Origin of the sequence: Leptospira yasudae (assembly GCF_003545925.1) — a bacterium.
Classification (GTDB): domain Bacteria; phylum Spirochaetota; class Leptospiria; order Leptospirales; family Leptospiraceae; genus Leptospira; species Leptospira yasudae.
Map to the genome: position 1 here is coordinate 71,181 of NZ_QHCU01000005.1, position 15,595 is coordinate 86,775.

General features: G+C 47.4%; 7 protein-coding genes. 6 read left to right on the top strand and 1 reads right to left on the bottom strand.

Annotated elements, in window-relative coordinates:
* Positions 1–375 precede the first annotated feature (375 nt).
* The 6 genes from DLM76_RS14575 to DLM76_RS14605 all read left to right on the top strand — a co-directional run bounded on the left by DLM76_RS14575 (position 376) and on the right by DLM76_RS14605 (position 14,248).
* Positions 376–3,924, top strand: a complete 3,549-nt coding sequence (locus DLM76_RS14575; RefSeq protein WP_118965662.1) for a hypothetical protein — start codon at positions 376–378, stop codon at positions 3,922–3,924.
* Positions 3,925–4,607: 683 nt separating this feature from the next.
* Complete coding sequence (locus DLM76_RS14585; protein WP_241548258.1) at positions 4,608–7,970, top strand: Ig-like domain-containing domain; 3,363 nt, start codon at positions 4,608–4,610, stop codon at positions 7,968–7,970.
* 255 nt (positions 7,971–8,225) lie between these two features.
* Positions 8,226–9,818 carry a BTAD domain-containing putative transcriptional regulator gene (locus DLM76_RS14590; RefSeq protein ID WP_118965665.1) on the top strand — a complete coding sequence of 531 codons (1,593 nt, stop codon included), beginning with the start codon at positions 8,226–8,228 and terminating at the stop codon, positions 9,816–9,818.
* Between the two features lie 502 nt (positions 9,819–10,320).
* Positions 10,321–11,196, top strand: coding sequence for a hypothetical protein (locus tag DLM76_RS14595; RefSeq protein ID WP_241548259.1), 876 nt, complete (start codon positions 10,321–10,323; stop codon positions 11,194–11,196).
* 45 nt (positions 11,197–11,241) lie between these two features.
* Positions 11,242–12,249 (top strand): putative solute-binding protein, encoded by a 1,008-nt coding sequence (locus DLM76_RS14600; RefSeq protein ID WP_118965667.1) that lies wholly within the window; start codon positions 11,242–11,244, stop codon positions 12,247–12,249.
* A gap of 19 nt (positions 12,250–12,268) precedes the next feature.
* Entirely contained in the window at positions 12,269–14,248 is a 1,980-nt protein-coding gene (locus DLM76_RS14605) for a TRAP transporter large permease subunit (protein ID WP_118965668.1), read from the top strand.
* Positions 14,249–14,503: 255 nt separating this feature from the next.
* Here the strand turns inward: DLM76_RS14605 and rktP are convergent, their stop codons facing one another.
* Positions 14,504–15,595 carry an Arg-Lys translocation region protein phosphatase RktP gene (gene rktP, locus DLM76_RS14610; protein WP_118965669.1) on the bottom strand — a complete coding sequence of 364 codons (1,092 nt, stop codon included), beginning with the start codon at positions 15,593–15,595 and terminating at the stop codon, positions 14,504–14,506.

Below are 15,595 nucleotides of genomic sequence, written 5' to 3' on the forward strand. Positions count from 1 at the left end.
CAAAAAATTGTCAAGAAAAACTCATATTTTGCGAAATCACTCTTAGAAAAACCGAATCGAGGTATGATTTTAGCGGAGTAACGTGGCAAAATTGTTCTATGTCTCTTGTATACACGAGTAAAAGCTCTCTTTTGGAATATAAGGATTCTTTGATCTTTTAAAACGAATGCCTAGTTATCATTCGAATTCTTTGGAAAACAAAGGGAATCGGCCATGCAGTTTTAAATATCGATTGATATATTTAAAACTCTTCCCGAATCCTTTCCCCTTTTTTTGAATTTTTTTCCCGATTCCAACGGAATATAAGCCCGAAATAAGGGAACTATATCCGCCAGCCTTATTCTTTCCTTTCGGATTTGAAATGGAGAATTGGAAATGAAAGGCTTCGTTTGGAAATGGATCACGGTTTTAGCGATCGGGTTCGAACTTCTTTCCTGTAAACCGGAAGAGAAAAAATTCGACGCTCTTACGTTCTACGACAATATCACGAGCGACGGTGGATTGCGTCTGTTCAACCTTCTGGACGACTATCCCTCCTTAAAAGCGGGATTTCAAAGTCTCCAACCCGAACAGTTCAACCTGCGGTTGGACAGCTCCATGCGCAAACCGGCCCGTAAGGATATTACCGGTTTTTTGCGTGTTTCTTCGGACATGCTTTTAAAGCCGGAAGCTCGGGTTCGCGAATCCCTTCTCAAAGCGAACACTCTCATTCATCGTTTGAAAGAAGCTCCTTCCGGGGCCTTTGAAGGAATTCTTCCTTGGCTCGAACGAATCCGCAAATATCCGGGGAAGGTGGTTCGCAATCTTTCACCGGTCAGTCAAGCCGCGCTCATCTATCTCTACAATACGTTCAACACCTCGGAAACGGAAATCAAATATAGAGAGCTTGCCAACGCTCTGAAAGATCCGGATATGATCGAGTTGTTTCAGGATTTGGAAACCGTTCTTCATAAGGCTTTGGTTTTAAATGCGAACGCAAGATCCGGAGTGGAATCCATTCTCCGGGGAATGATCGATCCTACTTTGAGCGGGGACAGAGTTCTTAAAACGCAGATGATCAATCTCATCGCCGAGGTAGGAAACGCGTTTCAGCAAAGAGCGGGTTTCAGCGATTTCAAATCTTCCGATACGGCTCTTAAGGATCTCATCGTTAATTTAGAAAAGTATTATACACCCGGAGGAAGCGTTCACGATTCTCCCGGGATCGACGATTACAGAGACGCGAACTATCCTTCCGATTTTTCCGTAGTGATGACCGAAGCGTTTCGTTATCTACGGCCCATGCTCGGAGCCGGAGGAACCTATACAAAAAATCCGAACGTTCTTTTAGGAAAGGAACTGAGTAAAAATCTTTTTAACTTAGGGTTTCCGATGGAAGCGGAGAATGTGGATTTTTCTCTGAGAGAATTGATCCGTCTGGATTATCTCGGAAGAGACCGCGCGTACGGAGGATTCGAATACAAAATTTCGGCATTGGAACAACTGCTGTTTCTGCTGACGCTCGCGGATACGTACGGTTTTCGCTGGGAGAATCCTTCCGATAGCACGATCATGAGTTTGGAACCGAACGGTTCCGTGAACGGCGGTCCTATGACCAACGGAGTTTTGACCGTAGGAGACAGCATCTACGCGCTCGGTTCCGCTATGACCGGAAACTTAGGAGTCAAAGCCTTCTTAAATCAAAGTGCGAACGACGGAGCCGTATATCGGAACGGAGACGCGACGACACCGACTCCGTTTACGATGGGAATCAACACTCCTACCTTGGCTCTTCTTGAATCTCCCGATCCGTCCGTGGTTCCCGCCTCGAACGATCCCGTGTTTACCAAAACGATTCCGTTTATGATGAAACTCATCGTGAACGCGGTTCTTTCCGGCGGAGGCCCTTATTACAATAAAAACCGAAGAGACGAAGCGGGAAACATTTACACGATCGACGGTAAACCGTACATCGATTCCAACGGAAACGATCTCATCTATAAATCTTTCTGGTCCAGTTCGGATTATCGAATCAAGGTTTCGGATACGGGAAGCGGAACTTGCACGGCTGGAAGTCTTTGCCGTTGGGTGGGGCCGGGCGGAAGAGAGTCTAACGCAAGTTATCTGAACAATCAATTTACGCAGGTCGCTTCGGGTGTGAACGCAAGCGGAACGAGAGGATGGAGCATTCCGATTTGGGAAATCGCGAAATCTTCCGGCGAGCGCGCTCTGGAAACGGACGAAGAAGTTCTTTATAAGAATTTTCAGTGGCTTCTTTCCGAAAAAAGAATGGTCGCGGTGATTCCTTTACGCGCTTCTCTCGGACCGGGAGTTCCGTACAAGATGGCCGCGTTCGTAACCGTGATCGCAAACGGACTCAAAGGGTTGATGGGAGCCAAACCTCAGTTTCAAGACGGAAGCAGCTGTTCGAGTAAACAAAACGGAAAGTGGAACATACTCGGTTCTTTGTGGAAACCGGGCTGCGCTTCTTCTACGCAGCCGAACTTTCGCGTAGCGGGGACGCAGGTATTGGAGGAAAATTTTTCTTCGCTTCCGGGCGACAGCATGTTCTTTCTCGAAGCCTGGGATTACGGAACGAGCGGAACGAGTTCGATCACGTTCAACAGCCTCGGAGATTCCAACGTTTACAATATCTTCTATCCGCCGAGTTCTCAATACGGGGTTCTGCCTCCGGTATTCGCATTCAATTTTCCTGTTATGGAACGCCTTTCGTTTTTGACGGCGGATGCGGTATCGCCTTCTCAGGTGAATTCTTATTGGGAGAAACGAAACAAACTTCTTCCCTTGATCGTATCCCTTGCAAAAACTCTAACGGATCAATCCGATTCGGCGACCAATAAGAATCCGTTTCAACTTTTGACCGGACTCAGCGCTGCGTTGACTCGACCTCTCTTGACTCAAACGACCGATCTCGAATCGAATTCGGGAGGAAGAACGATCACGGTCGTAAAGACCGCGCTTCCCAACGGAAAATTCAGAAACCGTTTTGCGGGGCCGGAGGAATATCTCTTTCGTCAAAGCGATCCGATCACGGAAGAACCCGTTCGCAGTCCTTTGTCCGTGTTGATCGAAAAGGAAAGGGGATTTCAAGACGGACTTTTGAATCTTGTATCCAAGACAAAACTTCTCACTCATCTCGTTCACATGCTTGCGGAAATGGGAAGACCTAGCCGTCAACCGGGAGCGGATCTTTTCTTTGCGGGACTTGCTGCCGTTGCCGGTGAAATCAAACTCACGTCGGAAACTCCGACCTCCGTTCAGTTCAACTTGCAGACGTATCTGGAAAAACTCGGAACCGATCTCGCGGCGTATCCCGATGCAAGACCGGCGAACGTGTACGATCCTCTTTGGGACGATATGGGAGTGGTCGCGGTTCGACTGAGGGATTATCTTTCCCGTGATTCGGTGTATTCCTTGATTCCGATGTTCGATTTTTCGATGGACTTGGTTTTGGACGTAACACCGACTCCAACGGAGATCGTACATCTTCTCAACTTGCTCGGATCGATCTTCCAAAATTCATCCGGGAATCGAGACTATCTCGTAACGACCTTATTGACTTCCGACACGCCCGCGTTGATCGAAGTCTCCGCCGTTTACGGAAGGTGTGTCAACGGAGTACTGATGGGACTTTCCTTAACGGGAGAATTCTTCAGTTATCTCGAAGCCGACATGAACACTCCGTATACGATCCGTGAAATCTTCGACGATTTGGATCGATTGACCGTATCGGATATGATGCAAAGCCGATCGGGAAACCGTTCTCTTCTTTACACGGCGGGAGTTCTGATGAATCTGTTTGCGGACATCACGGAAAAGGGAAGAAAGCCCTTTCCGGATGGAACCGTGTTCTGGGATCGATTCAACAAGAACGAGGATTCGACTACGTATTGGGACAATCTCACTTCGATCTTTAGCCGTTAATCATAACCCTCAAGTCTCTAACTCTAAAGCCGCTTTGCATCGTTCGATCCAAAACGATGCAAACCATCCTAACGCCGGTTGAACTTCAACCGGCTTTTTTTTACGGGTCCCCAGAAACCCCGGTTTACTTTGTTAGAAGGATCGAGCTGCCAGGTTCTGTCCTCATCGAACGACTCATAGGGAGTGATAGGCTCGCGTTTCCTTTGGAGCAGGTTCTTATGCAAATCGAGAAAGAAGATAGAAGTCGTATTCTGAATCGATCCTTTGCTCGCATAAGAAGAAATCCGTTGAAGGAAACGTATGAAAAGAAGTTCAGTGGAATTCCTTTAGAAGTTCTGCGAAACGCCGCACCGGATTTGAATGAAAGGGCAAGCCTTTTTCAAAAATGGATTCTTTGTCGGAACAAGTGAATCGGCGATTTCGATCCGTTTCTAAATAGGGTAATCTTTTTCATTTGTAGGAACTCATACAGAAACAAGGAACAGGGAATTATCAATCTTCCCCATTTTGCATATGGGTTAATTGTAGAAATCTCCTTATTAAAAAACAAATGTTATAAAAAGTTTTTTTATTCGAACATTCGAAAAAAAATCCGGAATATAAGTACGAGATAAGTATGAAATCGGACGGGCTTCGTATTCTTACCCCTGTTTTTAAAAAGAAAAAAGTGGAACAGGAAGGGAATGCAGATGCTCAATCAAAGAATCAAATGGATTTCAATCGTATTGTTTCTCTGTTGGCTCACGGTCGATTGCTCGGATAAAAAGAAAGATTCCGGCTTTGATCTGATGGCGTTATTCGACTTAGGAAGTCCGTCCGGCGGAGAAGTTTCGAACAATTCCGTCATTCCTCCTTACAACAACGTGGACAATAACGTTGCCACTCTTCCCGTAAATTTCGGAAACGCAGGACCGCAGGCGCATCTCTTCATCAATTCGTACGAAAACGTAAACCGGTATAAGGATCTGGAAATCCAGTTTTCCAAACCGATGAACCGCTCGCTCACCGAAGCGAGCATAACGTTGACCGGAACCTCCGGTCCTTTAGCGGGTCCGGGGATCGGTGTGGAATTTTACTGGGCAAGCGAACAAAGACTGATCCTCAATCCGTACCGAGAACTCAAAGCCGGAGAAAAATACACGCTCAACATCAGTCAAGACGCACTCACGGTTTCTAATAAACCGCTTCTTCCTTACAGCCAGGAATTTAAAACGACATTGAATTACTCTCTGAACAATTCGATCGTGCAGGGCGCGATGAACAAGGCGCTCAACGGAACCGATGATATTTCGTTGGATACGTCCGCGAACGTCACCGTGAATTCCTCGTTTCAAAATCCGGTCCCGGGCGAGAATTACATCGATTCGATCTATCTCCGAAAAAGCGGAAGCGGATCTTCGGTAAAACTTTGTCCGGGCGCTCTGCCCGGATCGACTTGCACGATGAACGCGATCAGCGTGAATCTTTCAACTTCTTCCGTGCCGCCTACGATCGGAGGAAACACGTATTACTACGAGATACAGACCAAGTTCGGACCGACGTATAAAAAATACTTCAGCTTCAATTACGGAAATCTAAACAACGCGAACAATCTTCTCGCAAACATTTCAAACGGAGTGATGGACGAAGCGCAGATGCTTCCGTTTTTGGGAAAGGTGATTCAGAAGTTTACGACCGGAGCGTTTAAGGTTCAGGACGTTAACGGAACCCCGAGAACATTTCAAGAATTCCTAATAGGATTACCCGATCATTCCAAAAAGAAATTTTACGATAACGGTCAGTGGAACATCGGAGAGGCTTGTATTCGTCCGGGACAATCCGGTTCCGGCGGAACCCATCGAATCGACGAATTCCGAAATCAACAATTTATATCCGTGTTGGGTGCAAAACCCGGCGCGGAGGGAAGAGGGTATTGCTGGGTTCCTTCTTCCGCATATCCAACGTATCCGACTTCGGTCGTGGAGCCGAAAGGAGCGGAGGATCAGGGAGAATGGGCGTTCGACAAATGGCCGAAAGCGGCCGCACCTTTCAGTCGTTATAACGCGCCTCTTGAGGATTCACTCGGCGCGGCGAGTATGACGATGGACGTGTATGTAACCGATATGCGTCTTCCCGCATTTGTGAAGAATGCCTCCGGCACGCAGCTTGGAAACGTCGCCGCCGACTTGCGCGTTAATCCGGGAACTGCGAACACCGCGCCCGGACTCGGACTCGATCTGAGTTCGCGTTATGTGGAAGTGGATCTCTTTATCGTTTCCCGGTATGAAGACTGGTATACGATCTTTATTTCACCGGGAACGTTGATGTATTTCAAGACGACCGCGCGTTTGAATTGGGATCCGAATGTAGACCCAGGTTTGAACGGAGGCAACAATCAGCTTCCGAATATTTACTTAACCACTCCTTCTCTGAGAATGGCAAGAGCTAGAAACGTTTTATCGGTGGATGGAACGGGAACCGTTTCGATGGCGGTACGAAGTCCGTTTGCAGTGAACAACACCGTGTTCCCTCTCAATCCGAGCAATGCGGACATCGATTCGGTAACGAATAACTTCTTCGTACTGCCTTGGTCCAATCCGACCTTCCTTCCTATGGGAATTTATTCCGGCGCGGAAGATACGAAAGACTTTATGTATACCGCTCCGATGGAATATTCCGGATCCAACGAAGGAGGGGTGGATAACATTCTCGTTCCTTTGATCGGAAGAGGAACGGTTCAGAATCTAGCGGGCGGAACCGTGCCTTACGTAAAAGGGATCATCACGCAATATATGCTGAAAGACATCGTGCAGAGAATCGCGCCGAACGTGTTGAATTCCGTGGTCGGCGCGCTTCGGGACGATGGGGTTACGATTCAATTGCCGAGTTATCTTCCGGATCCTCTTCGTAATTTTCCTTTGACCGTAAAGATGAAGCTCAGAACGGACAGCGTGATCAAACACGACGGAGTGAACAAAGGACTCGTGAGCAATTTGGATCTTTCCTTTTCAAGCAACTACGTGGACCCGCAGGGAAGAGGGCTCAGAAATCAAGCCGCAAAAACGGGAATGATCATCACGAGAAACCCTGCGACGCCGTTTCCTTCTTCCTATCAGTTTACGCAGAGTAACGCCAATCCGGGATTTCTGTTGTCGCTTCATTCGGATACTATTTCTCAAGCTGCGTTTCATCTTTGGCAAAGAAGAGGACTCGACATCACGATGAATAAGTCCTTCATCGAAACGATCAACAGCTATTCGGGAGGAAACCCTCTCTTTCAATTGACGACTACTTTACTCAAAGCCTCTCCGATCATTACGATCTTAGCACCGGGGAGAGAAAAACTGCAGGGTTTAAACGGATCGAACGCACTCGCACCGGCCGCAAAACCCTATGACGATATCGAGATGGTGATGGAACCGGTGCTGGCTCCGAGCGTAAAATTCAAACCGATGACTGGACCGGGAATTCCGAAGCTGCGTTTGTATTTTACCGAGATGCAGTTGAAGATCGTAGCGAAAAAACCGGCGAGCTGCACGGGACTCACCGGAGCCGAGTTGACGGATTGCGGAACGGATACGAGGCCGAACGGATACACATACACGTTAGGCGCGGTTCGAATCAGTTTGGCCGCGGACGCTGAGTTTAAATTCATCACGTTCTCCAATCCGAACAACGATCCTAATTTACAAAACTTGAATGCGCTTCAGGTGATTCTTTCCACGAATAACTTGGATTATACGGTGGAGGTTTTGGAAGGAATAGCAAACAATCCCTTCGGACTCGATCCCGACGGAATCAACAGCGTGATCGAACCGTTAGTCACTTCGCTTGTGGTGCCTCTTGTGAACAGCATCTTGAAGGAAGTTCCTCTTCCTCCGCAGATCAACTTTCCGAAACTGAGGCATCCGACCAATAACACCGCATGTGCGATCAACGCGAGAAGCAACGTGATTCAGTTCTTTACTCTCGCGACCGAGACCACATCGGATCCGTATATGTTAGGCGGAATGAGATTCATAGGAGCGGCTGCAAGCGATCCAAGTTCGCTGATCATCTGTCCTTAACGAATCATAACGAATCAAGTTCGTTAACGAGGCCTGCAAAATTGCAGGCCGTTCTAGTTTCGGATCATGCCATAAAATAAGTTTTTGTCTTCTTCTTGTCTTAAAAAAACTCTCTTCTCTCTAAAAAACTAATTTCAAAATCGTGATTCTCTGCATTCTAATACGTGCGAAAGAATTTTGATTGATAAAAAATCATGAGCTTTTATTCACAATTTAACTGAACGGTTGTAAGATAAAAAAGGTATTTGAAAATCAATGAATATAACGCTCTATCAGATTTCTTGCTATTTAGTCGCGACTATCCTCGCTTATAGAACGCTCCACAATCTATTTCTATATTATAAGAACAGAAAGCAGGTATATCTCTTACATTTCGCTTTTTTACAGGTTTCTTACGGCTTTTATCTATTGTTTTTTACAAAAACGATCAATGCGACCGATGCGCAAGAAGCTTTGATCTGGGAAAGACTCGAAAACGCATTTATTCCTATTTTCGGAATGACGATGATTCTTTTTGTAAATAGCTATCGTAGAATTTTCAGTAAGGATTTCGTTTATCTCTACATTCTTCTCAATGTTCTTTTGTCCGCCGTCATCCTCGTGGATCCGAATTCGTATCATATCGGGCTCGCGCACCAGAGAACCTTCCCCGCGCTGGGAATCGTGATCTACGAAACGGACCAGCCTTTGCTCGTTCAGTATTTTTATTTGTCCGGAATTTTGATGATTATCTGGACTCTCTTTAAGGTGATCACTCAGTTTGTACGGAACTTGTTTCGAAATTTATTTCTTCTCGTGGGTTTGATCGTCTTCTGCACGAACGTATTTCTCGACATTCTCGTCGCGATGGATATCGTTCCGTTTCCGTATACGTCCCACTTTAGCTTTTTGATTTTGATGTTTTCCGTGGATTCGTTTCTCACTTTGAACAAATCGGGAAGAGAAATTAGAGAGGAATTGAAACACGCTCTGACTTCTCCCGAAGAATTCGAACTCGACTCCGAAAAACAAACGGAAGGAAACAAAACGAAGGAAGAGGAAGTTCACGCGGCGTATTCCAAGATCGGTTCTCCTCATTCCGAAAAAGATCAGATCTTTATCCGAGCGCTCGGCGGCTTGGAATTGGAACGGGGAGGAGTTCGAATTCCACAGACGGAAATCTCGAGCAAAAAGAAGATGTTGAAGCTCGTCAAAATTCTTCTCATTCGTTTCGAGAAAGGAATTCATCGAGAGGAATTGCTCGAACTTCTTTGGCCGGGAATGACGGACAAGAACGCGCTCAACAGTCTGCACGCGCTTTGTTTTCGTTTGCGGAGAATCATCGGAAATCCGGAGGCGCTCGTCTTTTCGGAAGATCGTCTTTTTTTCAGACAGGATTTGGTGCAGACCGATTTTCAGTTATTCGAAAAACACTACGAGGGCGGGGCGAAGGCGCTTCGCAAAGGCGACACCGAACTTGCGATTCAGGAATTTCGTTTTGCAAGAGCGTTTTATCGCGGAGACTTTTTCGAGTTCGATCTGTATTTTCCGGAATCGGAAATCCGAAGAGAATACATTCGCAAGAGTCTGATCGAAATCTTCCGTTTCTTGTGCGAGAAAGACGGGGAGCGAAAGGAGATGGAAGGTCTTTTGGAAGATTCCGCGAGTTGGATTCGTTTGGATGATTTGGATGAAAGGGCGTGGAGATTTCATTTCGAGGCGCTTTTGCAGTTGGATCGGAAAAACGAGGCTCTTCGGAAATACGAAGAATTCAAAAAGTCCTTGAGAAAGGAACTCGGTGTGGACCCGGAACCGGAAACTCTCGGTTTGATCGAACGAATTCGTTCCGGCGCGGTGAGTCGGGCCTAGAAAGTCCGTCCGCGGAGTGAACGACGACTCCTACTTTGTAGTAGGTCCTACAAAGTAGGAGTGAAATATTCTGCTTTCCGGATCGAGGTTTTTCTGATACAGGGAAATTGCCCGATTCTTCCCACCCCCTCTCCACCGCCACCCAGAACTCAGCGCCTCGCTCCTATGGTCGCTCGTCAGGGCGGGGTCGCCCCTTTTCACAGAAGATCGTAGGAACTACAACGAATTCTATGTTTACAATGCTACCTTCTCTATAGTACGCGACTCGCCCAAAATAAAACGAACATTCTAAAAAAAATCATGGACGGATCTGAAGCCGCGATTAACTTTCATCAAAATCTCTTAAGCGATAAATGTGCCTGAAATGAGAAATCGAAAGTCGAAGTTTGGTTTACTTTTATTTGTAACGATTGTTACAATAAACGCTCTCTCTTGTTCCCTCGTTTATAACGTCACCGGAAGAACGATTTCTTCCTACGCAGAAGATCACCTAATCCCGTTTATGCTCCAATCCAAGGATTTGGACTCGGTTTGCAACGCCGGTGTCAGTTTGGCGCCTTTGATCGGTTCGTTTGAGCGGGTTGCCCCTCGTCCGGATCTCCCGATTTTGGTCGCGATGTTAGGAGCGGGAATGTGCGCGGAACGGGAAGCCCAGGAAGCGGAACTTCGTTATCTCGCCGCAGTTCGCAAAGGTAAGGGCGAAGAGGCGACCGATCATCAGGCGATCGAAATCCGCAACCACGGTCTTGCCGCAAAACGATACGGCGAAGCCTACAAACGTTTTAATCTGTATTTCGGAGAATGGAACGGCAAATGTCCTTCTCTTTCCAAAGAAGATCAGTTCTATTATTTGATCGGTCTTTCCGCGAGTCTTCTCGCGATTCTTCATGACCGGGCCGCACAAGGCGTCGCGAACGTTCCCACCGACATCCCGTCGATCGTGTCTAACGCGTCCAAATGCTTGAACGCGGAAGAATGGTGGGGAGTTCCCCTCGCTCTCGAAGCGATCATCTGGCTTTCGATTCCGGGTGCGACTCCCGCAGGGAAAGATCCGTTTCAGCAACTGGACCGTGCGGTCGCGTTAGGCGATAAAGCGGGTGTCAGTCTTTCCCGCGCCTTTCAAATCCAGGCGTTAGCCGGAAGAGGAAATCAGGACGCGATCAAAAAGGCCGTAAAGGAACACGCGAAAATTTTAGAGAAAGGTCAGGGAAATCCCGAGTTTCAACTTCTCGAATCGTATGCGGAACAACTTTCCAGACACGAGTCCGATAAAATCTGGACCAAAGAAAAAGGCCATCGCGGTCCGTTGCTTCTCGGAAGTTTTCCGCAAGGCAAACGAGATCTGAAAGAAGACGACGATCTTCTCAAAGGTCTTTGATCCGAAGTCATTCTAACTAAGAATTCAATAGTAAGGAGAATATCCATGAAAGGAATCCGTTTCCAAATTCTAACCGTTCTTGCGTTGGCCCTTGCGTCTTCGCTTTCGGCGGCAGATCCGATCAATAAAACGATCTGCGTCTTCGATCCGTCCGGAACACACGGTGATATCTATAAGTCCGCTCTTCGTTATCAAGCACAGGCTCTGAACTGGGGAATCCGTCTCGAACCGAAGGCTTACACGGACGAAGTCGTTGCGAACTCCGATTTCAAAGCGGGCAAGTGCAATCTCGCTCTTTTGACGAGCCTTCGCGTTCGCGGTTACGTTCCCCAATCCGGTTCTCTCGAAGCGATCGGCGCTCTTCCTTCGTATGATCTTCTGAAAAGAACGATCGACGTTCTTGCAAATCCGAAAGCGAGACAGTTGAACGTCGCGGGAGAATACGAAACGATGGCGATGTTTCCCGGCGGTGCGGTATATCTTCTTTTGAGAGATAAGAATCTCCGTTCCATTAAAGATCTCGCAGGAAAGAAGATCGCGACTTTGACCTACGATCAAGCGGCGACTACGATGGTCGACGTTGTGGGTTCTTCCATGGTTCCCGCCGAGATCGCTACCTTTGCCGGAATTTTTAACAACGGACGTGCGGACGCTTGTTATTCTCCCGCGGTCGGTTTTAAACCTCTCGAATTGATGAAAGGCGTTATTCCGAACGGCGGAATCGTAAAGTTTCCGATCGGACAACTTACGTTTCAAATCGTCGGAAAGACCGCGGACTTTCCTGCGGATTACGGAAATCAATCCAGACAATGGGCGGCGACTCAGTTTGAAACGATGCTTGAGTTAACCAGAAAGGCGGAAAAAGAAGTTCCCGCCAAGTATTGGCTCGAAGTTCCCAAAGAAGAAGTCAAAGGTTACTTCGAGAAATTCAGGGAAGTTCGCATTAAACTCCGAGACAAGGGCGTATATCACGCTTCCATTCTCAAGCTGATGAAAGGAGTTCGTTGTAAGGCGGACGCCGCTGCGGAAGAATGTTCCGATTCCTTAGAATAACCAGATAGAACGAGAACGCATGGCAAAGAAAATCGTATCTTGGGCAGTATTGCTCTTTCTTTTTGTTCCTTTGATTCAAAGTTTCGGTCAGTTGGTCCAGGCTCGAATGCTCGAGTTGGGAGAATCCATCTGGCCGCGTTATGCGGAGATTCGGATTCACTGCATCGCGTCCGAAATCAATTCCTTGGAGAAGGTGGAAGTCAGCGCTTCCGATTCAGCGCTTTTGGAAGAACTGGATTTAGGAACGGATTCCGCTTCCAAAACGCCCTCGAAAAAGGAAAACACGGCAGAGTCTTCCGTGTTGCCTCCGATGGAGTTGAGCCTGGGGCAAAAACTCTATTGCGGCACGGAACGAAAACTTTCTTCGATCACGATCTTTGCAATCGACTATATTCCGATGACGATGGTGATTCTGCTTCTCGTCGCCGGGATCGTCTCGACTACGAGGCGTTATCATATCGCTCTCAAAAACCCCGAAAACAAAAAGGAAGAACTCGCTTCGGAGTTAAGTCAGATTCTCGCGAATGCGATCCTTGTTTTTTCCGCAGCGTCCATGTTGCCGTTCAGCAAGGGAGTGGACGCGCAGATCCAAGTCTTGTGGATCGCGGGGCTCGTTTTTCTGAGCGCATTGAACGTTTATAATATTCGAAATTCTGAATTTACTCATATTCCGGCGGACCGGCAAAAAAGCAGGATGTCCGAGATTCTTCTCGCGATTCCGTTGTATTGTTGGATGGCCGTCGTCTGCGGAGTGTATTTTACTCTGATCGAATATCATCCAGCCGGTCTTGCGATCTATCTGCAGAAATTGACCGCGCACGCCACGTTGTATATACAGATCGGTTTGTACGTTTGGACCGGGATTTTACTCCGCGACACTTCTCTCGGGAGAAGATTCTTCGATCTATTGAAACCTTGGAAACTTCCCGCGGAACTTTTAGCGGTGATCGTCGTGATCGCGGCGGCGCTTCCGACCGCCTACAGCGGCGCTTCCGGGATCGTCGTATTGGCGTTAGGTGCGACCATCTTCGTGGAACTCCGAAGAGCGGGCGCCTCGCAGGAAAGAGCGTTAGCCGCAACCGCCATGAGCGGAAGTTTGGGAGTGGTTCTTCCTCCTTGTCTTTTGGTGGTGATCGTCGCTTCTTTGAATCTGGACGTGACCACGGACGAACTCTTTCACTGGGGTTGGAGAGTATTCGCGGTTTCCACGACCTTGTTCTTGGCAGTAAGCTGGTTTTTACGCAAAGAATCCTGGAAGATTCAGCCGGAATCCGGCGCGATGAAAACGACTTGGTCCGTTTTTAAACCGTTCAGTTTGTATATTCTGATCGCGGTTGTGATCGTATTCGTGCTTGTGTTCGGTCTCAATACGCATTTCGACGAACATACGGCTCCGTATATGTTGCCGATCGCGATGCTTGCTTTGATTTACTGGGATCACAAACAGAGTCAGAAGGAGCATCATCCCGCTTCGAACGTGCGAGACGTCGTGAAGATTTCCAGAACCTCGTATGATACCGGCTCTCACCTCGGCGCTCTTTTGATGCTCATGGGGCTTTCGGCTTGTATGGGAGGGGTGTTCGAGCGTTCCAACGTGATCAATCTCTTCCCGAGCCAGTTAGGTTCTCCATTGTCCGCGATGATCGTTTTGACGATCGCTCTCGTGATCATCGGAATGCTGATGGATCCGTACGGCGCGGTGATCTTGGTTTCCGTTACGCTGTATCCGATCGCGAAGGCGAACGGAATTCATCCATTGAACTTTTGGATGACGGCTCTCGTTTCCTTCGAGTTGGGATATTTGACTCCGCCGGTGGCGCTCAATCACCTTTTGACCAAACACGTAGTACGCGAGTATTTGGAGAAAGAACCGGAAATTCATCACGCGAGTTTCTTTTCGAGATACGAGCGCGTGATCGTTCCGATCATCGTTCTTTTTCTGACTTTGATCGTAACTGCCTTCGGTCCGATTCTCTATCAAAACTGGGGATCTAAGTAAAGAATTCAGAAGAGAAAGAATTCTTACTGAAAAGCATTGGGAAGTCGAAAAATTCTTTCGAAAGAGTTTCGATACTTCTTCGAGTATTTCGGAAATCAAAAGCCCGGGCGGAAACGTTCGGGCTTTTTTCGTTTGTGCGGGTTTGTTCTAGTTCGGACAAAGAATGAAAGGAGTCTTTCGGCTGAATTGCTTTATCTAATTTGAATATTCTAAATCGTAAATTTTCTTGTGAACTGCGAACGCATAAATCGAGGATTACTTTCGCGCAACGGCTAGAAAGGCGGAAGTTTCGAGAACATTCTTTCCGTATCTGCGTTCGATGATTCTGCCGCAGTCCAAAATCAAGTCTCTGGAATTTCCGAAATTCTTTCCGGAAAGAGCGGTTTCAAATTGTTTCGTGAATTCTCCGGAGGGAATTCCGATCGCGGAATAAATCCGGTCCGAAACCAAGATCCAATATTCACCCGCTTTTAAGGTGGTCTTTTTGAGATCCAACTCGACCGCCTTGTAATCGAAGTAACGAACTTTCGTTTTTTCGAAGGCGTTTAACCGTTCGTTTTTATACACGAAAGCGGGCAGCTCTTGAAAATGAATCCAACCCAATTCTCCCGTTTTAGCGACGAGATAAAAGAGGGAAAGGTTTAAGAACGGAATCGGCATCTTGGAAAGAATTTTTCCGATCTTTAAGACCATTTCCTCTCCGCGGACACCGGAGGTTTCGTTGGCTAAGGAGAGAATTCCTTCGAGTCTCGCTTTGAACGCGGATTCCAAAACGCCCGGACTCGGAAATCCCGCGAGAATCCCCACGCAGCCGTCCGCGCTCGGAATGACGTTCACATAATCGCAGTTAGAGTCTCCGCTCATTCTCGGGAAAAGGGAAACGTCCAAATTGCGGATCTTGGGAAGTTGAATCCGATAAAACGCGCGCTGCACCGAATCGGCGATCTCCCTCGTTCTTTCATTCATCGCTTCTTGGGTCGGTTCGTCTTCCATTTCCTTTTGTTGAAAGAATTTCAGACGAAACGCGCGAACGAGTTCCCCGATTTCGTCGTCCCGGTTGGCGACGGGATGTTCTTCGTAGACGTCGCTTCCCCAGTCTTGAACGAGAGTCACAAGAGAACGCATCGAAGCGTATATTAGCTTTACGGAATAGAATACGAGAGAGGCCAAAAGCATCGAAAAGGAAAGGGCAAAGGCGAGACGGATCGAAAGGGAGATCGCCTTGCTTTGACCCAAAGGAGATTTCAAAATGATGTCGTCCGCTACCGTATAGATCAAAAAGAACAGAAAACTGAGGACGAAAACGGCGATGGGAAGCTTGAGTTTGGAAGGAATTTTGTTTAACAA